The 21,843-nt window shown below is 62.1% G+C and carries 20 protein-coding genes; 9 read left to right on the top strand and 11 right to left on the bottom strand.

All coding sequences use genetic code 11. From position 1 onward, the window contains the following. Positions 1–10 precede the first annotated feature (10 nt). Positions 11–991 carry a D-2-hydroxyacid dehydrogenase gene (locus FO013_RS03180; RefSeq protein ID WP_143921131.1) on the top strand — a complete coding sequence of 327 codons (981 nt, stop codon included), beginning with the start codon at positions 11–13 and terminating at the stop codon, positions 989–991. A 138-nt stretch (positions 992–1,129) separates the two neighbouring features. Here the strand turns inward: FO013_RS03180 and FO013_RS03185 are convergent, their stop codons facing one another. Beyond that, positions 1,130–1,789: a phosphatase PAP2 family protein gene (locus FO013_RS03185; protein WP_260847965.1), complete on the bottom strand. Its 660-nt coding sequence runs from the start codon at positions 1,787–1,789 to the stop codon at positions 1,130–1,132. 236 nt (positions 1,790–2,025) lie between these two features. Here FO013_RS03185 and FO013_RS03190 point away from each other — a divergent pair, with 236 nt between their 5' ends. Beyond that, positions 2,026–3,027: an acetamidase/formamidase family protein gene (locus tag FO013_RS03190; RefSeq protein ID WP_143921133.1), complete on the top strand. Its 1,002-nt coding sequence runs from the start codon at positions 2,026–2,028 to the stop codon at positions 3,025–3,027. Positions 3,028–3,060: 33 nt separating this feature from the next. Continuing rightward, positions 3,061–3,819: an SDR family NAD(P)-dependent oxidoreductase gene (locus FO013_RS03195; RefSeq protein ID WP_096161645.1), complete on the top strand. Its 759-nt coding sequence runs from the start codon at positions 3,061–3,063 to the stop codon at positions 3,817–3,819. Positions 3,820–3,843: 24 nt separating this feature from the next. On the opposite strand, the gene FO013_RS03200 is transcribed toward FO013_RS03195, so the two are convergent. Genes FO013_RS03200 through FO013_RS03230 form a run of 7 tightly spaced genes read right to left on the bottom strand, consistent with a single transcriptional unit; the run spans position 3,844 to position 11,829 of the window. Further along, positions 3,844–4,050, bottom strand: coding sequence for a hypothetical protein (locus tag FO013_RS03200; protein WP_133066725.1), 207 nt, complete (start codon positions 4,048–4,050; stop codon positions 3,844–3,846). 53 nt (positions 4,051–4,103) lie between these two features. Next, positions 4,104–4,988, bottom strand: coding sequence for an amidohydrolase family protein (locus tag FO013_RS03205; protein WP_143921134.1), 885 nt, complete (start codon positions 4,986–4,988; stop codon positions 4,104–4,106). Positions 4,989–5,041: 53 nt separating this feature from the next. Beyond that, the gene (locus FO013_RS03210) at positions 5,042–5,980 is read right to left on the bottom strand and encodes a 3-hydroxyacyl-CoA dehydrogenase NAD-binding domain-containing protein (RefSeq protein WP_143921135.1); all 939 of its coding nucleotides are present in this window, start codon (positions 5,978–5,980) and stop codon (positions 5,042–5,044) included. Continuing rightward, entirely contained in the window at positions 5,977–8,004 is a 2,028-nt protein-coding gene (locus tag FO013_RS03215; protein ID WP_143921136.1) for an acetoacetate--CoA ligase, read from the bottom strand. Before FO013_RS03215 ends, FO013_RS03210 begins: the two co-directional genes overlap by 4 nt. Positions 8,005–8,015: 11 nt before the next feature. Then, positions 8,016–8,840: a crotonase/enoyl-CoA hydratase family protein gene (locus FO013_RS03220; RefSeq protein WP_143921137.1), complete on the bottom strand. Its 825-nt coding sequence runs from the start codon at positions 8,838–8,840 to the stop codon at positions 8,016–8,018. Beyond that, complete coding sequence (locus FO013_RS03225) at positions 8,837–10,447, bottom strand: acyl-CoA synthetase (RefSeq protein WP_222103568.1); 1,611 nt, start codon at positions 10,445–10,447, stop codon at positions 8,837–8,839. The genes FO013_RS03220 and FO013_RS03225 overlap by 4 nt, the downstream gene beginning before the upstream one ends. Next, positions 10,444–11,829, bottom strand: a complete 1,386-nt coding sequence (locus FO013_RS03230; RefSeq protein ID WP_143921138.1) for an MFS transporter — start codon at positions 11,827–11,829, stop codon at positions 10,444–10,446. Before FO013_RS03230 ends, FO013_RS03225 begins: the two co-directional genes overlap by 4 nt. Positions 11,830–11,997: 168 nt before the next feature. On the opposite strand from FO013_RS03230, the gene FO013_RS03235 reads away from it, so the two are divergent. Next, entirely contained in the window at positions 11,998–12,804 is an 807-nt protein-coding gene (locus tag FO013_RS03235) for a PaaX family transcriptional regulator (RefSeq protein WP_143921139.1), read from the top strand. 385 nt (positions 12,805–13,189) lie between these two features. Continuing rightward, positions 13,190–13,933: a hypothetical protein gene (locus FO013_RS03240; protein ID WP_143921443.1), complete on the top strand. Its 744-nt coding sequence runs from the start codon at positions 13,190–13,192 to the stop codon at positions 13,931–13,933. Between the two features lie 101 nt (positions 13,934–14,034). Here FO013_RS03240 and FO013_RS03245 read toward each other — a convergent pair whose 3' ends face one another. Then, on the bottom strand, positions 14,035–14,706 hold the full coding sequence (locus FO013_RS03245; RefSeq protein ID WP_143921140.1) for a response regulator transcription factor: 672 nt from the start codon (positions 14,704–14,706) through the stop codon (positions 14,035–14,037). A gap of 63 nt (positions 14,707–14,769) precedes the next feature. Further along, complete coding sequence (locus FO013_RS03250) at positions 14,770–16,173, bottom strand: sensor histidine kinase (protein WP_260847966.1); 1,404 nt, start codon at positions 16,171–16,173, stop codon at positions 14,770–14,772. A gap of 226 nt (positions 16,174–16,399) precedes the next feature. On the opposite strand from FO013_RS03250, the gene FO013_RS03255 reads away from it, so the two are divergent. Then, the gene (locus FO013_RS03255) at positions 16,400–17,155 is read left to right on the top strand and encodes an Ltp family lipoprotein (protein WP_260847967.1); all 756 of its coding nucleotides are present in this window, start codon (positions 16,400–16,402) and stop codon (positions 17,153–17,155) included. A 137-nt stretch (positions 17,156–17,292) separates the two neighbouring features. Here FO013_RS03255 and FO013_RS03260 read toward each other — a convergent pair whose 3' ends face one another. Then, positions 17,293–18,216: a LysR substrate-binding domain-containing protein gene (locus FO013_RS03260; protein WP_143921141.1), complete on the bottom strand. Its 924-nt coding sequence runs from the start codon at positions 18,214–18,216 to the stop codon at positions 17,293–17,295. A gap of 137 nt (positions 18,217–18,353) precedes the next feature. Here FO013_RS03260 and FO013_RS03265 point away from each other — a divergent pair, with 137 nt between their 5' ends. The 3 genes from FO013_RS03265 to FO013_RS22600 are packed head-to-tail and all read left to right on the top strand — an operon-like array spanning position 18,354 to position 21,814. Continuing rightward, the gene (locus FO013_RS03265; protein WP_260847968.1) at positions 18,354–21,488 is read left to right on the top strand and encodes a cytochrome P450; all 3,135 of its coding nucleotides are present in this window, start codon (positions 18,354–18,356) and stop codon (positions 21,486–21,488) included. 43 nt (positions 21,489–21,531) lie between these two features. Continuing rightward, a complete protein-coding gene (locus tag FO013_RS22760) occupies positions 21,532–21,660 on the top strand; it encodes a hypothetical protein (RefSeq protein ID WP_260847969.1) in 129 nt (42 codons plus the stop codon). A 4-nt stretch (positions 21,661–21,664) separates the two neighbouring features. Further along, positions 21,665–21,814: a hypothetical protein gene (locus FO013_RS22600; RefSeq protein WP_222103569.1), complete on the top strand. Its 150-nt coding sequence runs from the start codon at positions 21,665–21,667 to the stop codon at positions 21,812–21,814. The last annotated feature ends 29 nt before the right edge of the window (positions 21,815–21,843 follow it).

Here is a 21,843-nt window from a genome sequence, read left to right on the forward strand (position 1 = left end):
AGGCGGCCGGATGATCTTGAGAATTGTCATCGTCGACCGATCTGATGGCGCGGATTCCTCCCGTTTGGGCGACCTGGGCTCGGCAGTGAACGTCCCGGGTGCCGAGTTCAAGGTTCAGCGGTTGCTGCCCGCGGATCTTCGACAGGTCCATCCCGACACATCGGTGGTGTTCGTGCGTGCGGGATATTGGAATGACGTCGAGCGTCTTCTCGAACTGGCACCGGCAGTGTCATGGGTACATGTGAACATGACCGGTGTCGACCATTTGCCCGTGGATCGCATGGAATCAGCCGGAGTCATTCTCACGAATTGTCGCGGAGTCCTCGACCTTGCAATTGCCGAATTCGTCCTCGGCAGTGTGCTCCTATGGTCCAAGGGGCTGCTCCGTTCAGCCCTCGATACACGAGAGCGCCGAACAGATTACCGAGAGCCGAAAGCGAATTCCGAACTGAACGCTCTGATCATCGGAACGGGAAACATCGGTTCGGAGTGTGCGCGAGTGTTTCGGCAGGCGGGTTTCGGACGCATCGTCGGCATTCGCCGAACACCTGTTCCGCTTCCTGACTTCGACGATGTGGCCAGTGTGGAGGTGCTGCCGATTCAAATCAGTCAACATGATGTAGTTGTGTCCTGCCTGCCGGCCACCAGCGCGACCGATGGGCTGATCGGCTCCGCCGTGCTCAGGCAGCTGCGCAAAGAATCCGTCTTCATCAACGTCGGGCGAGGATCAACCGTCGATCACATGGCGCTGGCAGAAGAGATGAATGCTCGCGCTGGAACTGTTGCCGTCCTGGACGTCACCGAACCCGAGCCACTTCCGATGGATCATCCGCTGTGGGATTGTTCCAACGTCGTGATCAGCCCACACATGTCAGGAGATACCGTCGGCAGGCACGACGCCTTCGCAGCTCTGTTCGTGGAGAATCTGCGGCGCTATTGTTCTGGGGACGAACTGCTCAATCGCGTCGGACAACCGCCTGAGTCAGCGTAAACGCTTACCAGCATCAGTTGACGGACCATGCCGCGTAATCACTTCGCCCGATAGTCCGGGACTTCAGACTCCTACGCCCGCAACTGGTGACAGCGAACTACGACTTGGTTTGCAGGGCGAAAGCATGAGTGCTTATCGTCAGGAGCTTATGCCGGCTCGTTCGAAGCCCTGTATACGAGTCCACCGGTAGCGCGTCCGTCTGTCGCACTGCACCAGGATTCGCAGGAACAGGCCGCCCGCAATGAGGCCACCGAGGAGATCTGTGGCCCAGTGCCACCCGAGGAGGAATGAGACCACCACGGAGTTCACGCTGATGGCGACGACGACCCAGCACAGAATATGAACGAGCCGTCGGGATGCGCCACTGTAGTGGGCGATGAGGTAGACGGCGGCACCATAGATGAGCACCGCCTCGGCGGCGTGTCCGGAGGGAAAACTGATCCCACGATCGCCGAACTCGAGCAGACCGCCTTGGAAGAATCTCGGATCGTGCAAGGTCGTCGATGGGCGGGCCAGCAGAACCTTCAGCCCTCCGATGCCGATGAAGAAGGCGGCCTCGGCTGCCAGAGCGAACCCGATAGGACGCCAGGACTGACTTCTGCGCGCGATCACAATAGCAACAATCGCCAGCACGGGCATGCAGACTGCCTGCCCGGCGATGCTGTCGAGGATATTCTGTGCGAACCACACCAGATCAGGGTTGTAGAGGTAGAGCCAGCGACGATTGAGTTGGTAGTCCCAGACTCGCAAGGGCCCCGTGGCGAAGATCGTCAACACGACGAATCCGAGTGCCAGCACCCAAATTGAGGTTGCCCGAGTAAGCCATCCCCTACTCTTCGCCTGTACTCGGTCTTGATCGGTGGGAAGGCCGGTCTGACCATCAGGCGCCATGCGAGAATCGACAACCATCAAGGGCGAGTTTAGTCGGTTCTCGGTGTCCAAGTGGAAACGGCTGGATAATGGGAGCTGAACCATTGACGCTTTACGTCGATCAGCACTATTGGCGTTATGACGTGGCTCACGTAGCATCAAGTATGGACGTCGTTGACTTTGTTCCAGAGCCCAATCAGTTCGTCTACACCTTTGGCGGATCCCAACCGGCAGCCACGATCGCACCCGGTACAGCTCTACGACTGTGGTCGGAGGACGCCTTCAACAATGCGATCACATCGGTCGCTGACATTCCGAGCGAGAAGCTCGATTCACGATACCTCAACCCGCAGACGGGACCGTTCTACGTCGAAGGAGCCCAACCGGGGGACACCCTGGCCGTCCACATCGTCGATCTCACGCCTGCACGCAGTTGGGGAGCCTCGGCGATGATCCCGTTCTTCGGCGGGCTGACGGCGACGGACAGAACCAGCCTCCTGCACGATCCTCTGCCGGAAGGAGTGTGGATCTACGAGATCGATTCCGCCGCGCAGACGGTGGGATTCCAGCCTCGCAGAGGCGACTTCGAACTGGCGCTGCCGCTCGAGCCCATGCTCGGCACCGTCGGCGTGGCGCCGGCCGGCGGCGAGGTGCATTCCTCACTGACACCCGAACGATATGGCGGAAACATGGACACCCCCGAGATGAAGATCGGCACGACAGCCTATTTCGGAGTCAACGTCGACGGCGCCATGTTCTCCATCGGCGACGGTCACTACCGCCAGGGCGAGGGGGAAGCGTGCGGCACAGCGGTCGAGGGCGCGATGAACTCGACGATCATCGTCGACCTCATCAAAGGCGGCGCTCCGGCGTGGCCGCGGCTGGAGACCGACGGCCATTGGATGGTCGTCGGGTCCTCGAGACCGATGGAGGACTCGTGGAGGATCTCCCAAGTTGAAATGATCCGCTGGCTCGGTGAGCTCTACGGGCTGGAGACCATGGACGCCTATCAGCTGCTCACCCAGATCTCTCTTGTCCCCGTCGCCAATGTGGTCGACACCAACTACAGCGTCGTGACGAAGATCGCGAAGTCCCTCCTGCCCACGCGCAGTGCGTTCGATGGGATCCACGCGGACCTGCGTGATCGCGCACGTTCCTTGTCCTAGTTCCAGAGAGCATCGAGGAGAAAGAGTTCCGTCATGGACCTGAAGATCAGCGGGAAGACAGCAATGGTCACCGGGGGTACACGGGGTATCGGGCGTGCCATCGTCGAGGCGTTCATCGCCGAGGGCGCCAATGTGGCCTTCTGCGCACGAAACGCCTCAGAGGTCGCCGAGGCGGAAGAATCCTTGGCCTCGAAGGGCAGAGCCACCGGCACGGTCCTTGATGTCCAAGACTCCACGTCTCTGTCCGAATGGGTCGAAGCCACGGCCACAGAGTTCGGCGGAATCGACATGGTCGTCAACAGCGTCAGCGCCCTGGCGATTCCTGATACCGAAGAGAACTGGTACGAGTCGTTCAACGTCGACCTGATGGGCACAGTCAATCTGTCCAAGCTCGTGATCCCATATCTGGAGAAGAGCGGTGTGGCATCGTTGATCTCCATCTCGAGCGTCTCTGGTCGAGAAGCTGACTTCGCCTCCGGGCCCTATGGCACAATGAAGACCGCGATCATCGGCTACATGGCCGGACTGGCGCTCAGCCTTGCTGACAAGGGAATCAGGGTGAACACGGTGTCGCCGGGCAACACCTATCACGAGGATGGAGTGTGGCCGGGAATCGAGTCATCCGACCCCGAGCTGTTCGCACAGGCGATGAGCCTGAATCCCACAGGACGTATGGGAACACCGCAGGAGACGGCTGCGAGTGTCGTGTTCTTGTCGAGTCCGCTGTCGAGCCGGACGACGGGGGCGAACCTGCTGATCGACGGAGCGTTGACTCGCGGAATCCAGTTCTGAAGTCAGAGAGCCTGAGGAGACTGCTCAGCCGTTGGATTCGTCGTGCTCGTCATGTTCCCTGTTCGCGGTCGTCGAACCCAGTGCATCTCCCTCGAAATTCTGTCGACGTTCCTCTGCTGCCAAGTCCTTCGTGTCGAATTCGATTTGGTCGACTCGTTTCTGGGACGGTGCCGCATCAGCAGCTTGGTCAAGGTTCTCGGTTGCTTTGCGAATACCGTCTTCGGTGGACATGCTGATCACCTTTCGCATTCGAGAGTGAGCTGGCGCCCAGTCTACGCTTCTGCTCACAACCCCAACACCCTTACAGCGTTGTCCTTCATGATCAGCGGCACGGCGTCCTCTCTGATGCCCAGGGCTTCGAAGTCGTTGATCCAGCGCTCTGGGGTGATGAGTGGGAAGTCGGACCCGAAGAGCGTCTTCGTCCTGAGCATCGACCCGATCGCCCGTGTCAGCTGTGGTGGGAAGTACTTCGGTGACCACCCGGAGAGGTCGATGTAGACGTTGGCCTTGTGAGTGGCGATCGAGATCGAGGCATCGGCCCAGGGAACCGAGGGGTGGGCGAAGATCATCGTCAGTTCAGGCAGATCAGCGGCCACATCGTCGAGCAGCATCGGGTCCGAGTACCGGAGTTTGATGCCGCGGCCACCGGGCAGTCCGGCACCTATCCCCGTCTGGCCGGTGTGGAACAGCGCGACGAGTCCTTGCTCGGCGCAGGCTTCGTAGATCGGGTAGTACTTGCGGTCGCTGGGGTCGACGCCCTGCAGGCTCGGGTGGAATTTCATGCCCCTGACCCCGTAGTTCACAGCGAGGTCCTGGACTCGGGCGACCGCCTCGGCGACGTTATGAGGATCGACGGAGCCGAAGGGGATGAGGACATCGTTGTGTTCAGCAGCCTTCTGGGCGATCTTCTCGGACGAGACAGGGGGATGCCCGCCCAGGGCTGTCCTGGCGTCGACGGTGAAGATCACCGCGGCCATGTTGCGTTCCCGGTAGTAGGCGGCGAGGTCATCGACGGTAGGCGTGCGGGGGACCGATGCTTTGAAGTATCCCGCCGAGGCGTCGAGGAGCTCCCGATCGAGAGACGTGTGCTGGTCGTCGTCGGCCTCGACATGGGTGTGCACGTCGATTGCGGTGATCTTCGAGAGGTCGATGTTGGGCTGGTAGATCATGAGTGTCCTTCCGGAAGCGGGGTGGTCGGCATAGTGTTTGTGCGGGGCAGGACCTACGGCAGCTCGCCGTACTTGCGTTTGAGTGCGATGAGTTCGAGAAGCATGTTGTCGCGTTGCTTCGATAGCACTGCCGGGTCACGACCCTGAAGCTCCTCATCAACACCGGAGATGAGCTTCTCCTTGAGATCCTCGCCGAGGTGGACCTGCCTCAGATCGTGCATCCACACTTCCTGAGGTGGCCCCAGATGGTCGAGCACGTGCCGCATTCCGCCGGACCCACCCGACAGGGACTGCTGCGCGAGCGGCCCGAGGATGGCCCAGCGCAGACCGGGCCCGTAGGAGATAGCGGTGTCGATGTCGGCCACAGACACGACTCCACGATCGACGAGTGAGTACGCTTCCTGCCACATGGCGGCCTGGAGGCGGTTGGCCACATGGCCGGGGAGTTCTGCGCGGACGAGGATCGGCTTCTTCCCGATAGCCTCATAGACGGTCAGTGCACGATCGACGACCTCGGCCGGGGTATCGGGGGACGGGACGACCTCGACGAGGGGAACCAGGTGGGCCGGGTTGAACGGATGACCGACGACGATGCGTCCCGGTGCCTTCGTCGCCTGTGCGTTCAATTGGCTCGGGGAGAACCCGGAAGTGGAGGAGGCGATGATCGCGGCCTTCGGGGCTGCGGCATCGATTTCGGCGAGCATGGGCTGCTTGACTTCGAGGCGTTCGGGCCCGTTCTCCTGCACGAAATCGGCACCGGCGACGGCCTCGGAGAGGCTGGGCGCGAAGGTGAGGTTGTCAAGGATTGAGGCGGCACTGCCGGAACCGGCGTCCTCAACACAGTTGGTCACCTGCTCGCGCAGCTGTTCTTCCGCTCCTTCGGCCGGGTCGAACGTCGTGACCCTGTGTCCCGCCGTCAGAAACCCGGTCGCCCAGGCGGCCCCGATGACACCGGTGCCGATGATCGCCACGTCAATTGACTGTGTGCTCATGCGTTCATCTTCGCCTTCCGTGCCTGCGCATACTCCACATACTCATCGAGGGAGCGTGGGTCCTGCAGAGCCCCGGCGCTCGCCACCGAATCGGCGGTCGCGCCCTGAACGATGCGTTTGACCGGGACCTCGAGCTTCTTGCCCGTTCGACCCAGTGGGATCCGGGCCACCGGGACCACCTCGTCGGGGGTGTGACGAGGCGAGAGGCGTGTCTTCAGCTCACGCGAAATCCGACCCGAGAGCTCAGAAGTGAACGACACACCGGGCTCGCACTGGACGAAGAGGACGAGCTCGCCCATCCCACCATCGGGATCCTCGAGGTGGATGACGAGGGCATCGGCCACCTCGGCGAGGGTGTCGAGGACGGAATAGAAGTCCGCGGTGCCAAGCCGCACCCCGCCCCGGTTAAGGGTGGCATCGGAACGGCCGGTGACGACGACCCCGCCACCGGTGGTGAACTTCGCCCAGTCGCCGTGGCGCCAGATGCCGAGGTATTTGTCGAAGTACGCAGCTGCGTAGCGGGCATCACCGTCGGGTCCCCAGAAGGTCACGGGCATGGACGGTGTCGGCTGGGTGATGACGAGTTCGCCAAGATCATCGATAACCTCATTGCCGGATGCGTCGAAGGCCGTGGCGGCGAATCCCAGGGAGATTCCCGACATCTCACCGGAGTACACGGGGGTCAGCGGGGAGGCTTGGAGGATGCCGGTGCACACATCGGTGCCCCCGCAGCCGACGTTGAGCAGCACCGACTGCCCGAATCGGTCCATGACCCATTCGTAGCCCTCGGCCGGCAGTGGTGCGCCGGCGGCCCCGAACTGCGAGACCGAGGACAGGTCGAATTCCTCAGTGGGGTTGAACCCGGCCTTGCGTGCGGACATGATCGCCCCGGGCGCGACCCCCATGAGAGTGGCCCTCGTCTTCGCGGCGATGCGCCAGAGCTCCTTGGGATCGGGGTAGTTGGGATTGCCGTCGATCATGACGATTGCGGATCCCACGACCAACCCACCGACGAGGGCATTCCACATCATCCACGCGGTCGTGGAGAACCAGCAGAACTGGCTGCCCGGGCCCAGATCGAAGTGCAGCCCGTGGTTCTTCAGCGTCTCGAGCAGAATGCCGCCATGGCTATGCACGATGGCCTTCGGCTTGCCCGTCGTGCCGGAGGAGAAGAGGATGAACAGCGGATGGTCGAAGGGGACCGGTTCGAATTCCAATTCGGCAGATTCACCCGCCGAGGCGGCCCCGAGTCCCGCATAGTCAACGACATCGATCGCGTGATTGAGCCCCGATCCGGTGGTGAACTGTTCGCGGGTGCTCTCATCGAGGGTGAAGTCCCCGTAGTCAAGGGATACGAGGTGGGTCAGTGAGGGGAGTGCTGCGAGGACCTCGGTGAGTTCGGCGCTGCGATCGATGCCCTTGTCGCCGTACATGTATCCGGGGATGGCGAAGAGCACGGTGGGTTCGACCTGGCTGAAGCGGTCGATGACGGACTGCGTGCCGAACTCGGGAGCGCAGCTGGCCCAGATCGCGCCGAGACTGGCCGAGGCGAGGAAGGCGACGAGGGCCTCGGGCTGGTTGGGCAGATACCCGACCACCCGATCACCCTTCCTCACCCCCAAGTCCACGAGCCCGGCACGGACTCTGGCCACCTCGGTGCGCAGCTCGGCAAATGTCAGAGTGAAGTCATCTCGAGTCTGGGATACCGCGGTCACGGCCACGTCGTCGGCCTGATCGGGAGTGCCGAATGAGTGCTCGGCGTAGTTGAGCGTTGCGCCGGAAAACCAGCGAGCGTGCGGCATGACCCGTTCGCCGAGCACCGAGATGTATGGGGTGTGGGACTGGACGCCGAAGTACTCCCAGACAGATTCCCAGAAGTCCTCGATGTCGGTGATCGACCAGGTGTAGAGCTCGTCCCAACTGGTGAACGAGTACCCGAATTTTTGGTTGACCCAACCGAGGAAGTCACCGATGCGGCTGGTCTCAAGGGCATCGGAGGGAACCTCGCGGATGATTGTCGACATATAGGGTCCTCTCACTTCGTGACTTTGGGGCCGGAGCCGTCGAGGAAGGCGTGCATGAGGTCCTTGGCCTCGGTACTCGACTGGGCCACGGTGGCCATGAGGGACTCCATCATGTAGCCCTCGTCGCGGCCGGATTCGACGATGCGGGGCAGCGCCTGGGTGATCGCATAGTTCGTCACCGGGGAGTTCGAAGCGATCGAAGCGGCGAGTTCGCGTGCCTTGGCCATTCCTCCACCGGCGTCGACGCGGTAGTTGACGAGGCCGATGGCTTCAGCCTCGACCGCGTCGAAGCGGCGGCCGGTGAGCATCATGTCCTGGACGCGGGAGAGTCCGATGAGGCGGGGGACGCGGACAGAGGCGCCGCCACCGACGAAGAGTCCGCGCTTGCCTTCGGGCAGTGCGAAGTACGCGGTCTCTTCGGCCACACGCAGGTGAGCCGCGGTGGCGAGTTCGAGTCCGCCGCCGATGACTCCGCCCTGGAGGACGGCGACGACGGGGATCTGGGATTCGGTGATCCGGTTCATCGTCGTGTGCCAGCCGCGCGAGTGGTGGAGGCCGGCCACGGCATCGCGTTCGGCCATTTCGGCCAGGTCGAGGCCCGCGCAGAAGTGATCGCCGGTGGAATTGAGGATGATCGCGGAGACCTCGGGTGGGGTGCGGAAGAACTCTCCGAGGCTGGCTACCGTCGCATCATCGAGTGCGTTGCGTTTGGCAGGACGGTCGAGGGTGAGGATGCCGATGTTGCCCTCGGCGCTGAAGTGCAGCGTGTCGGAGATGTCGACCGTGGTCGGCTGTGCGGAGACATCGGTGAGGTGGGAAGTGGGGAGATCGGTCATGCGTTGTCCTTCGGTGCTGGTGCACAGTTGTCAGTGCTGGGGGCTGAGGGGCCGGTGGTGGCATGGGCGCCGAGTCCGCCGGCTGTGCGCAGGGAGACCTTGTGCACCTTTCCGGAGCCGGTGCGTGGCAGTTCGTCGACGAGGTCGAAGTACTTCGGCACCTTGTACTTGGCTAGGCGGGCCAGGAGGAAGTCGCGCAGCTCTTCGCAAGTTGGGGCTGAAGCCGCAGACTCGACTCCGGCATCAGCGCCAGACTCGGTCTCTGGAACAGACACGATGACGAAGGCGTGGCCGACTTCGCCCCACCGTTCATCTGGTGCCGCGACGACCGCGGCCTCAGCCACGCCCGGGTGGTCGAAGAGGGCCGATTCCACCTCGGCGGGATAGACGTTCTCGCCTCCGGAGATGAACATGTCCTTGAGTCGGTCGACGATGAAGAGGAACCCATCGGCATCGAGATAGCCGATATCGCCGGTGTGGAACCAGCCGCCGGGAGAGAACGCCGCATCGGTTGCGGCCTGATTGTTCCAGTAGCCGCCGGTGACATTGGGTCCGCGGACGACGATCTCACCTTTGACTCCGGACGAACATAGGTTCCCTGAGGCATCGCGGACCTCCACCTCGGTGAAGGGCACGGCCCGTCCCGCCGATCCCGGCTTGTCCAAGGCGCTCGCGGCGGGCAGGAACGTGCAACCGGGGGAGGTTTCGGTGAGCCCGTAGCCCTGACAGAACATGATGTCTTTGGCCTGGAAAGCCTCGATGAGGGAGACCGGGATCGGGGCACCACCGGAGTTGACGAAGCGCAGCGATGTGAGGTCCGCAGTATTCCACCTCGGTGATTGGAGCATGTCGGAGAACATGGTCGTCACCCCGGCCATCCAGGTCAGTCCCTCGTGTTCGATGGCGTCGAAGGCACGGTCAACGTCCCACGTGGATTCGATGAGCATGTGCGCCCCGCGCAGATAACTGGTCATCACCTGTTGGTCGAGGCCGATGACGTGGAAGAGCGGAGCGGTGACCAGGGTGACGTCATCGGCGGTGAGATCCGTGTTGAGGAGGAGGTTGAAGGAGTTCCACAGCAGGTTGGCATGAGTCAGCACCGCGCCCTTGGGTCGCCCGGTCGTCCCGGAGGTGAAGAGCAGGAACGCCGGTTCGTCACCAGTGACTTCGGCGGCAGGCACAACCGGAATGTTCGACGAGGTGGCAGGGTCCTCCCAACGCACCATTTCAGGGGCGACGTCCGCGCTGAGTTTCCCTGCGGTCGCGGACATATCGGGTGCGACGTACAGGTGGGCCACCTCGGCGAGGGCGAGCTGATAGTCGAGCTCGGCCGGGGCCAGGCGCCAGTTGAGCGGGATGAAGATTGCTCCCAGGCGCAGGCAAGCCAGCAGAACGACGATCGTCGCTGGGTGGTTGGGACCCAGGTAGGCGACACGGTCACCTCGCCGAACACCCTGGTTGTGCAGGTCAGCGGCGCAGGCCAGGGTGCGTTCGTGCATCTGAGTATAGGAATATGCGTCGTCGGCGAAGGTGATCGCGATCTTCTCGCCGTAGTCGGTGGCCTGGCGTTCGGAGAGCCTGGCCAGGCTGGGATGGGCGAAGGTCACAGAGTTGGTCCTTCCACGGCTGCCGGTGGGGTGGTGTTCGTCGATGGTGTGCGAGAGGTTCCTGGAGTCTCGGCGAAGTGCTGTTCGGACAGGGTCCGTGACTTCGTCTCTCCCAGGCGCCAGATGCAGAGGATGCTGATAGCGGCCACCGCCAGGAGAACGATGGACAGCGGAATGGTCGACGGAGACCCGGTCGAGCTCATGATCGCGGCGAAGAGCACGGGGGAGATGCCCGCACCGATGCCGGCGATCTGGTAGCCCAGTGAGGCACCTGTGTAGCGGTGTTCGGTGTCGAAGAGCTCCGAGTAGAGACCGGCCAGCGGGCCGTAGATCATCGGGTGGATGATGCCCTGGCCGATGACCATGCCGATGGTGATGATCAGACCGTTCTTCGTCTCCAGCATGGGGAAGAGGGCGAAGCCCCAAGCGGCGATGAGCACGGCTCCGGCGATGACGAGGGGCCTGCGCCCGATCGTGTCGGAAAGGCGGGACCAGCCGATGATGCCGAAGATTGCGAAGAAGGAGGAGAAGGACAGGGCATTGAGGATCGTCTGTCGTTCGATGCCGATCTGGACGCCGTAGGCGATGGAGTAGGTGGTGAGCAGACCCTGGAACATGAAGGCCGAGAGACCTACGCCGACGGCGAGCACCAGCGTCAGCGGCTGCTTGCGCAGGGTCGCGATGATCGGGATGCCACGCTTTGGCGTGCGCTTCTTCGCTGCGAGGAATTCAGGCGATTCGTCGACGGCGGAGCGGACGATGACGCCGATGATCAGTAGGAGGACCGAGGCGAGGAACGGCAGGCGCCAGCCCCAGGCGATGAAGGCATCCGGGCCCATGGCTGCCAGGGTGCCGGCGATGACGAGTGCGGAGACGAGCTGACCGGTGGGCGCTCCGGCGCTGGTGAAGCTGGCCCAGAAGCCGCGGTTCTTGGTGGCGTGCTCGGCAGACATGAGCATGGCGCCGCCCCATTCGCCGCCGATGGCAACACCCTGGATGACGCGGATGAGGATGAGGAGGACCGGGGCGATGAGCCCTGCCTGGTCGTAGGTGGGCAGCAGTCCGATCGCGGTGGAGGCGATGCCGATGGTGAACATGCTGAGCACGAGCATGCGTTTGCGCCCCAGCTTGTCGCCGAAGTGGCCGAAGATGATGCCGCCCAGGGGGCGAGCCAGATAGCCGGTGGCGAATGTGGCCAAGCTGGCCAGTGTGCCGATGGCTGGGGTGAGGTTGGAGAAGAACACCTCCTTGAAGACAAGGGCGGCGCAGACGGAGTAGACGAAGAAGTCGTAGTACTCGATGACGCTGCCCAGGTACGCCGAGGCGGCTGCTCGCTTGAGCATCGGTGTCGATTTCGTTGGCGTGGAGTTCGCGGAAGCCATGTGATCCTCGCTGATTATTTGGCTTGAACGGTTGTCGGGCGCGGTGGGGAGGAAGCCCGATCCTCACTGACCGGGCTCGGATCGATACTATGCATCACATAGCGGTCACGTCAACGAATTGCGATATATTATCGCGGTTGAGTGCGGAGGAGACCGTAAAGTAGTTCCATGACGGTTCACCCTCAGTCCCTCTTCTTCGCGCTCGCCGGCCTGCACATGCTCGATGACCCCAGGCCGCTGAGTGGCACGTCGATTGTGTTCGTCATGGGCGAGCTGGGTGTGGGGGAGTCGGCCGCCCGGTCCGTGCTGCAGCGGATGACGGCAAAGGAGTTCATCGTCCGTCACAAGGAGGGGCGCAAGACCTTCTACACCCTGTCTGACCGGGGCCGTGCGATTCTGCGCGAAGGTCAAGAGAAGATGTTCGCCGGCTGGCAGCCCCAGGATTGGGATGGCCGCTGGACCTTTGTCCGAATCCAGGTCCCGGAGTCGAAGAGGACTCTGCGCCACCAGATGTCGTCGCGACTGTCTTGGGCCGGCTTCGGTCAAGTCGACGGAGGTCCCTGGGTGGCACCTGGGCCGCATGATGTGGCTACGATCCTGGGGCCTGAGCAGTCCGAGATCTCCCCGATCGTCGTCTACGGCAGGCCGCAGCCGCCGACGACCGAACAGATGCTAGTCGCAGCGTTTGATCTGGGGGAGCAGGCAGAGCGGTACGGAGAGTTTGGTGAGAAGTGGTCCTGTACGGACCCGGCGGCATTATCTCCGATGGGCGCGTTGGTTAAGCGTGTGGAGCTGCATTTCGATTGGCTGACGCTGACGCGTACTGATCCCCAGCTACCCGCGTCGTTGTTGCCTGAGGGCTGGCCGGGGAGTGCGCAGAATGAATTGTTCCGAAGCGTCAATTTGGGATTGAGTAACCAGGAGTATGCTGCCGCTGCGGATTTTATTGCGGGGACTACATCGGAATTTTGGTGATATCTTCGATTTATGATATCCACTGGTCAGATTATTGATACTACGTACGTACCCGACATCGCAAGAGGCCTCGAGTCGTATGTAACATTTGAGTAACCATTGCGGTAGTTTTGTATCCCGGTGGGCAGGTTGCTGATTTTCGACGGGTACTCTGATGGAAAGTTGAACTTTCTATTATCGAGGTAAAATGAGCCAGAATTTTGACCCAAACAGCCGTCCCCCGCAGACTCCGATCCAGGGGCAAGCTGAGGCTCCTGCGTATCAAGTTCCCGCTATGCAAGGTGACGGACAGCCCACGCACCGCGGCGGCAACCCATATGATGGCAGTGGGCAGCGACCCGATGGAAACTTTGTGAGTCCTCCGCGGAAACGTCAGAAGAACGTGATGGGCATTATCGCGTTCATAATCGCTGTCGTAGGGTTCATCTTCGCATGTATTCCAGGCGCACTGATTATGGGATGGGTTCTTCTTCCAATCGCATTCCTTTTGGCAATTATTTCGTTTTTCCTTAAAGGCGGAAAGGGTCTCTCCATTGCCGCATTGATTGTGTCGGTTGTCGGAACCATTGTGGCTATTCTAGTATTCTTCTTTGTTGTTGCCTCTTCGTTCGATGAGGCTTTCAGCGATGATGTTTCAGCTGAAGCTCCGGCCGAAGAGGTCGCGGCCGAGGCCGGCGGCGCTGAGGATGCTGATGCCGACGAAGGTACACGTGAGAACCCTTACGCGATCGGAACCAAGATCAGCAGCGACGCCTGGGACGTGACGATTACGAACGTCACCTTGGATGCCACTGACGAGGTCGTTGCGGAGAATGAGTTCAACGAGAAACCCGATGACGGCAACCAGTACATGATGATCGACGTCGAAATGACATACACGGGTGACGCGCCTGACGGTGAAATGCCTATGGCTACCTTTGAATATGTATCAGCAGGTGGAAACACGTTCGATGGTCTCGACGATATGGTGGTAGCGCCAGACGCCCTCGACACTCTGGAAGAGATGTACAACGGTGCGACGACTTCCGGGGCCATTGCGATCCAGATTCCCGCGGAGGACGCCGAGGCCGGTGTAGTGGCAGTCAATCCCGACATGTTCGCAGACAAGGTTTATGTCGCCGTTGAATGAATAGGGTCAATCAGGTCAGTGCCATGATCCGATGCGTTGGGGTTGTCGATCTCGAGAGATTGACAACCCCAACAGTGTGTCCTGATGGCGTGCATAGCGCACTAGCGAGCTAGTTGGGATCGTTCGACGATGACGGCAACCCCGACGCGGCTGCTGGCATCGAGCTTGACCATGACGCGGTTGAGATGGGTCTTCACCGTTGCCTCACTGAGGAACAAGGACTCGGCCACCTCTCGATTCAGCAGCCCCCGAGTCACGAGAACCGCGACCTCGCGTTCTTTGGCAGTGAGTGTCGACATGAGGCCGGCGGCGTCCTGCTGCGCTCGTCGCGCGTCATTGTCTCGCGACTGAGTGATCAATCGACGCAGCGACTGCGGGGACAGAAAAGGGTCTCCGGCCATCACCTTGCGCAGAGCCTCAGAGAGGTCCACTGGAGCGATGTCCTTGAGGAGATAGCCCGCGGCACCGGCATCGAGGGCTTGGATCAGGTGGTCGTCGGTGTCGAAGCTGGTGAGCGCGACGACCTGCGGCGGACGCGCGCTGTTGACGAGTCGCCGGGTCGCTTCGATACCGCCGATGCCGGGCATCTGAATATCCATGAGGACGAGATCGGGGAAGTGCAGGGCGACCTGGTCGAGGGCTTCGTCGCCGCTCGAAGCCGTACCCACCACCTCGATGTCTTCGGCATTGCCGAGGATGCTCCTGAGTCCGCTGACAACCATGGGATCGTCATCGACGAGAAGGACACGGATTGTGGTATCGCTGTGAAGCATATCCTGAGACTACAGGAGGGCTATGACGTGAGGTCCGGGTGTCGAACATGGGAGAGGTCGTGGTCAGCGGGGTTGCTGAACCGGAAACGGTGGGAAGGAGACCTCGATGACGAAGGTTTCGCCTCGGGGGCCGCTGGATGCACTGCCGCCGAGCATCCTGGCGCGTTCGCGTATGCTCTCCACACCTGCGCCCGAGCCGGAAGCGGCGAGTTCAGACGAGCCAGCTCGAAGCCCCTGTGCGTTGGACGGATCGGGACGCGAGAATCGTGTCTGTGGGTTCGGAAGAGGATTTGAGACGACGATATGGCAGCCCTGGGCTGCGGATGTTGTGATCATGAGTGTCACGGGAAACCCGGGGGCGTGCTTCATCGCATTCGTCAGCGCCTCCTGGATGACGCGGTAGACCGCGCGATGGAGGACGGTGGGGGCGGACTCGACGTCCTGCATGATCAGCGATGGTCGCACCTCGGTGCCGGTGGCCTGAACGGACCTGATCAGTGCGGGAAGTGACGACAGCGAAGCCGAATTCGGGGGAGTGAGCGCCGGCTGCGGCGGAGAGCGAACTCCCAGAGTGCCTTCCCGGACTCCTCCGACGAGGTGGCGAAGATCGTCCAACGAGGCGCGCGCTTCCGTCCGAAGAGCGTGGGCGGTGGCCGACACTTCGGGGTCGGCTCGGTCGCCGGTCTCCAGCGCGCCGCTGTGCAGCGAGATTACCGAGAGCCGGTGCGAGAGCGTGTCGTGTAGTTCGCGGGCGAGGAGCTCGCGCTCTGACTTGCGTGCGAGTTGGGCCGACAGGTCCTCATTGCGCTGAGTCTCCGCCTCGGCGAAGCTTTCGACGGCCTTCATCCGTCGAGTCCGGCGAAGCAGATAGCCGAATCCAAGACTGACGGCCAGTCCGATGAGACCGGCGATCACCGTGAGCATGTTCATGCCGAAGACCGACTCGTCGGCCGGCAGTGAGGTTTCGACCCCGGGAATCTGGTCCGGTTCAGTGAGGAAGAGTATTCCGAAGGGGTTGTGGGCCGGACTCAGACGGTACAGGCGCAGCACGCCGACGAGGATGAGAATCGACCCGATGATTGTGGCGATGACAGCCTGCCGGCGCGGGGAACGGACGATGAGATGGAACATTCCGATGAGCAGTAGTGTGCCATCGCCCCAGGCGGAAGCGAGTACAGCACCGATGATGAACGGTACCCAGGGCCATCTGTGTCGCAGGAAGACCGAGAACCAGAAGATGCTGACCAGCAGGGCGAAGATCACCCCCAGGGTGTTCAGGGTGCCCGTGCCGTCGAATGCGGGAGGGAAGCCAAGGAGCGCTGCAAAGGACATCGGTACGCACACGATCCAGACGAGAAGGCCAACGACGATGCTCACGACGATGCGCACTGTTCGGCGACGCCGGGAGCCCCGCACGATCGGTGAGAGCGCAGCGCTTGACTGCGGTGGAAGCTGATGACCTGACACGAATGCATCGTATCCTTCGACACTGACGTGCGTAGTCCACCCATCGGATGGTTGAGGGTCCATCGTTCGGTGAACGCAGTCGAGCCGTTCGGTCGATCCCAGCAACGGCGAGATTCGAGAGGCTTGGGGAGTCGAAAACCACAGCTCAGCCTGTATCGCAGCGATGCGGTGACCGCAGGTACTGGCACACAAGATGCCCTGAGTGCTCTCTCAATCAAGGAGTGTCATGTCAAACCCTCAGCAACCACAGAACCCACAGCCCATGAATCCTCAGCAGCCCATGCCGTCGCAGAACGGACACTTCGGGTCCACGGGTGGACCCGATCTGGGGCCGCGTCCACCGCAGTACTTTCCCCAGATGCCGCAAGGGCAGAAGCCGGTCAAGGCGAAGAAGTCGCTGCTCAAACGGTGGTGGTTCTGGGCAATCGTGGTCGTCGTGTTCATCGTCATCGTCGCCAACCTCGGCGGCGGGGGTGGAGACACGACATCCAGCACCTCAGCTTCACAGGAGCAGGCGGATACGACATCGGCCGAGGAAGAATCTGGCGCCGGTGAATCCCTCGCCGAGGAACAGACCGAAGAAGAGCCAGCGGAGGAGGCCCCGGTCGAAGAAGAGCCAGCGGAGGAGGCTCCGGCAGAAGAGGACGCTCCTGCGGAGGAGGAAGAGCCGGAGGTTTCGGCGGAATTCACCTCGGCTCTCAACCAGGCCGACACGTACTCAAATACAATGCATATGAGCAAGGCCGGGGTCTTCGACCAGCTCACCAGCGAATACGGCGGTCAGTTCTCTGAGGACGCCGCGCAGTACGCGGTGGACAACGTCGACGCGGACTGGGAACAGAACGCCCTGGAGTCGGCCAAGACCTACCAGGACGACATGTCGATGTCGCCCGACGCCATCCATGATCAGCTGACAAGTGAATACGGAGGTCAGTTCACTCAGGCAGAGGCCGATTATGCGATCGAGAATCTCAACGGCTGAGTTACGAGCACCATCGACTTGCAGGTCAGGCGGCGTGGCCCGGGATCCCAAGAGGGTTCCGGGTCCGTCTGCGTGAAGGGAACTGCGTCGAAGAGGACGGTGCGAAGGAACGATTGCTTTGGGCACGCGTCACGTGCTCAATCCCGCCGCACCCACTGCACCCCCACAGCATGGTCGATCAATGCTGTTACCCGCGGGACCGCTGCACGATTCGACGGCCAGATCACCTCAACACCAACCGGTTCCACTGCCGGCTCGATCTCTTTGACCACCAGCGGATATCCTTCGTAACTTGCTGAGTTGGTGAGCCTCTGCACCAGCACGCCATATCCAAGGCCACGTGCAACGAGTGTCCGCACAACCTCATAACTGGTTGTCCGATGCCGGATTCTCGGCTGCAAGCCTCGCTCATGGAACATGCCGAGGGTGTGCTGGCTCGACGGTGGGGAGTCGAGGAGAATCATGTCCCGCTCGACCAGGTCCTCCAGACGCACGGTGTTGCGCGCAGAGAAGGGGTCGTCGGCGGCGAGGACGACGTGGGCCGGATGGGCGAAGAGCTGAGCGCGCTTCGGATTGCCGGGAACGAGAGTCTCATAGACGAATGCGACGTCGATTTCACCGGATTCCAGTTTTCCTGCCATGAGGTCCTGGGTGGTTTCGACGATCTCGAGGCTCACACGCGGATGCTGCTGGCCGAACTCAGCGAGGAGGACCGGCAGGATCATCGGTGCCAGCGTCGGATAGCAGCCGATGGTGATCGGCCCGGCGAGCTCGCCATCGCGGGTTTTGAGGTCGCGTTCCAGTTCGTTCGCCTCGTTGATGAGACTTGCTGCTCGCGCTGCCACCTGCTTTCCGGCTGCGGTAAGCACCAGGCCGTGTGCCTTCTTACGGATACACAACTGTGCACCCATCTCATGCTCGAGGGCAGTGATCGAATCAGAAATCGCAGACGACGAAACGTGCAGTTCGGACGCCGCGGCAGAGATCGTGCCCAGCCGTGCCGCCGTAATGAGATACGAGAGCTGGCGCAGTGAGAAGTTCGGGACCTGGTCAATGTACATATTTGCTTTTCCGGACTAGTTGTTAGATTTATTCCGCTTTTCCTTTTATAGCATCAGTCCCAGACTGGACGGTGAACGCGGTCACACCGACCGCATCCAACAAGTGCATGACGAACTCAACGATGAGGGAGACGACGATGACTTCTGGGCTCCACATGAACACGGACCAAGCGACCACCTCGGTGCCGGTGGCGGACTGGGTGAGGATTCCGGATCTCTATGAGAACCCGTTCCCGATCTACGAACGGCTCCGCGCCGAAGGCGGTGTCCACTGGGTGCCCGCGGTCAACCGCTTCCTCATCACCAGCTACGAGGCCGTCAGCGCCACCGAACACGACCAGAAGATCTTCTCCGCAGACGAAGAGGGCTCCCTTCAAATCCGCGCCATGGGCCACTCCATGCTCCGCCGCGACGACCCCGAACACTACGAACAGCGCCGCGCCTGGCAGACCTTCCTCAAGCCCGGATACGTCAAGCGTGTCTGGACCAAGATGTACCGCGAAGTCGCCGAAGACCTGCTGGCCGAACTCATCGACAAAGGCCCCGGTGTCGACCTGATCTGGGATTTCTCCGCGCCGTACGCCGCGGAGACTCTCCGGCGCATGCTCGGTCTTTACAACGCCGACCAATCCGACCTCCAGCGCTGGTCCCAGACCCTCATCGACGCCACCGGCAACTACGCAGATGACCCCGACGTTTGGGCCAAAGGCGAGAAGTCCTTCAGCGAAGTCGACACGGCCCTCGACGAGATGCTCGAATACCACCTCACCCACCGCGACGACTCGCTCATCTCCGGACTGCTGTCCATGCCCGGCGACATCATGCCGATCGAGAAGATCCGAGCGAACATCAAGATGACCATCGGTGGCGGACTCAACGAACCTCGCGACGCCCTCGGCGTGGCAGCCCTGGCCATGTTCACCCACCCCGAGCAGCGCACCGCCGCCATCGCCAACCCCGCGCTGTGGCCGACCGTGTTCGAAGAGACAATCCGCTGGATCGCCCCCATCGGCATGTACTCCCGCCAGACCACCCAGGACACCGTGCTTGCTGGCACCCACCTGCCCGCCGGTGCGAAGCTGGGCATCTGCGTGCTTTCGGCGAACCGGGACGAAGCCATCTGGGACCGGGCTGATCAGTTCGACATCCACCGCGAGGCCAAACCACACCTTGCCTTCAGCAAGGGTGTCCACGTGTGCCTGGGCAACTGGGCGGCACGAGCCGAGATTGCCGAGGTGGCCCTGCCGCTGCTCTTCAACAGCCTCGACGGTCTCGCCATCGACGAGACCCAGGAAACCCGTGTGGGCGGCTGGGTCTTCCGCGGAATGCTCAACCTCCCCGTCACCTGGTCCAAAGCCAGCGCCGGGCCCAACTACGGGGTCACGGCCAGCGGGGGAGCCACCTCGGCGGGGGATTCCGCTTCCGCCGAGGGGAAGGGACCGAAGGTTGCGGTCATCGGTGCCGGGCCGGCTGGCTGCTTCAGTGCGAAGGAGATCCTGCGCCAGGTGCCCGGATCCACCGCTGACGTCTACGACCGACTGCCCGTGCCCTACGGGCTGCTGCGCTACGGTGTCGCCGCCGACCACCAGGGCACCAAATCCGTGTCCACACAGTTCGACCGCCTCTTCGCCGATACCCGGGCGACATTCATTGGGAACACCGAGTTGGGCACCGACGTGACCATGGACGAGCTCAAAGCCAACTACGATGCTGTAGTCCTCGCCAGCGGTCTCTCCCACGACCGTCCCCTCGGCATCCCCGGCACCGAACTCAAACACGTCTACCGAGCCGGCACCATCACCCGCCTGCTCAACGGCCACCCCGACGAGACTGAGACTGATTCTTCCGAAGCCGAGTCGATGGTGCTCGGATCGCGGGTGGCCGTAGTCGGCCAGGGCAATGTCGCCGTCGACATCCTGCGTTTGCTGACCTGCCCGTCGGCGACATTGGAGGGCAGCGACATCGATGACCTCATTCACGGATCTCTGCGCAGTGACATCGCTCGCATCGAAGTCATCGGCCGCTCCGAACCGCGTGCCGCGAAGTTCGACCCTGTCATGATCCGCGAGCTCGCTCGCGTGCCGGGGCTGACCCATGTGCTCCACGGGGTCGATCTCGACGCGGTTCCTGACGGCAAGGATGCGAAGCTCGACGCGCTGCGCGATCTGCTCGACCCGGAGAGTCGGGTGGGTGGTGACTTAGATCAGGGATATGCCTCGGCGAAGGATATCGAACTGCACTGGTGGTTCGCGAGCACCCCGGAGCAGATCACCGGGTCATCTGTCGGCGAGTCTTCGCCGTCGGAATCGGCTGATGCTGTCGCCGGAATCGACTTCACCCATGCTGGTGAGGCGGTCCACCTCGATGTGGACTCGGTCATCACCGCCATAGGCTTCGTCCGTGACCCGATGGCGGTCGCGAAGCAGGGCATCTGCCCGGTCTCGCCCATCCCCACCGACGGGAAGATCAACGACGGACTCTTCGCCATCGGCTGGCTCAAGGGCAATGGCCGAGGTACGATCCCCGACCAGCGCATCGACGCTCGCGCCTTGGCCGCGACGATTGCCGCCGAGGTGACCGCCGGGTCGATCTCAACCGATGCAGCAGGCATCGAACCGCATGAGAACGCCACCGACTTCAACGGGTGGCGCCGGATCGATCTCAAGGAGCGCCTCGGCGCTGGTGTCGGTCGATGCCGCGCGAAGATCAGGACTCGTGCGGAACTGCTGGAGGCTGCACGGGACGACAGTCTCGACGAGCAGCTCACGGTCGCCTCCGCGAGTGCTGCGAAGGACCTGGCTCCGGGCACGCCGTTGTCCATCCTCTTCGGTACGGAATCAGGCAACGCAGAACTCGTCGCAGAGGAACTAGGCACGTTCCTGGGGGAGAGGTCAGATCTGGAGGTCTCGGACCTGGCAACGATGTCTGCGGGGGACCTGGACCCGGAACGGTTCTACCTGCTCGTGAGCTCGACGTATGGAGACGGTGACGTCCCGAGCTCGGCCACACGGTTCTATGACGAGCTGAAAGGGATGGACGTCGACCTCGCAGGAGTGCACTTCGCCGTGTTCGGGATGGGCGATGCCAGCTACACGAAGACGTACTCGCGCGGAAGCGAGCTGCTCACCGAAGCGCTCGAAGCTCTTGGCGCCACCCGAGTGGGCGAATACGGTCGCCACGACGCCGGGGGACCCGTGCCCGCAGTGGAAGCCGCCAGCGAATGGGCTCAAGGAGTGCTGACGAGCCTGACGACGGAACTCGTGCGGGCCTGAACCGGGCCCACCGTTACATCTCTCCTGATACACCACGAACGACATGACACCGCTGACCAAGGATGTTGCCAGCGGACCGGGACTGGGCGTCGAGATCAACGAGGAAGACGTAATCGAACGCGCTTCTGAGGGGCACCGCTGGCGCAATCCGATCTGGCGCCAAGCGTCATAAGCGGATGCGCTACTTCATCGCCGCCCTACTGTTCATCACTGTCGTGGTCAATGACATGGACCGGGCAAATCCGTCCATTGCGATGCTGGCGCTCTCTGCCGAGTTCGACATCTACACCGCTCAGCAAGGACTGCTGCTCTCGGCATTCGGCTGAATCTACGCCGTCAGGAAGCTGCCCGGCGG

This window comes from Brevibacterium aurantiacum (genome assembly GCF_007558825.1).
GTDB classification, from domain to species: Bacteria; Actinomycetota; Actinomycetes; order Actinomycetales; family Brevibacteriaceae; genus Brevibacterium; species Brevibacterium aurantiacum_A.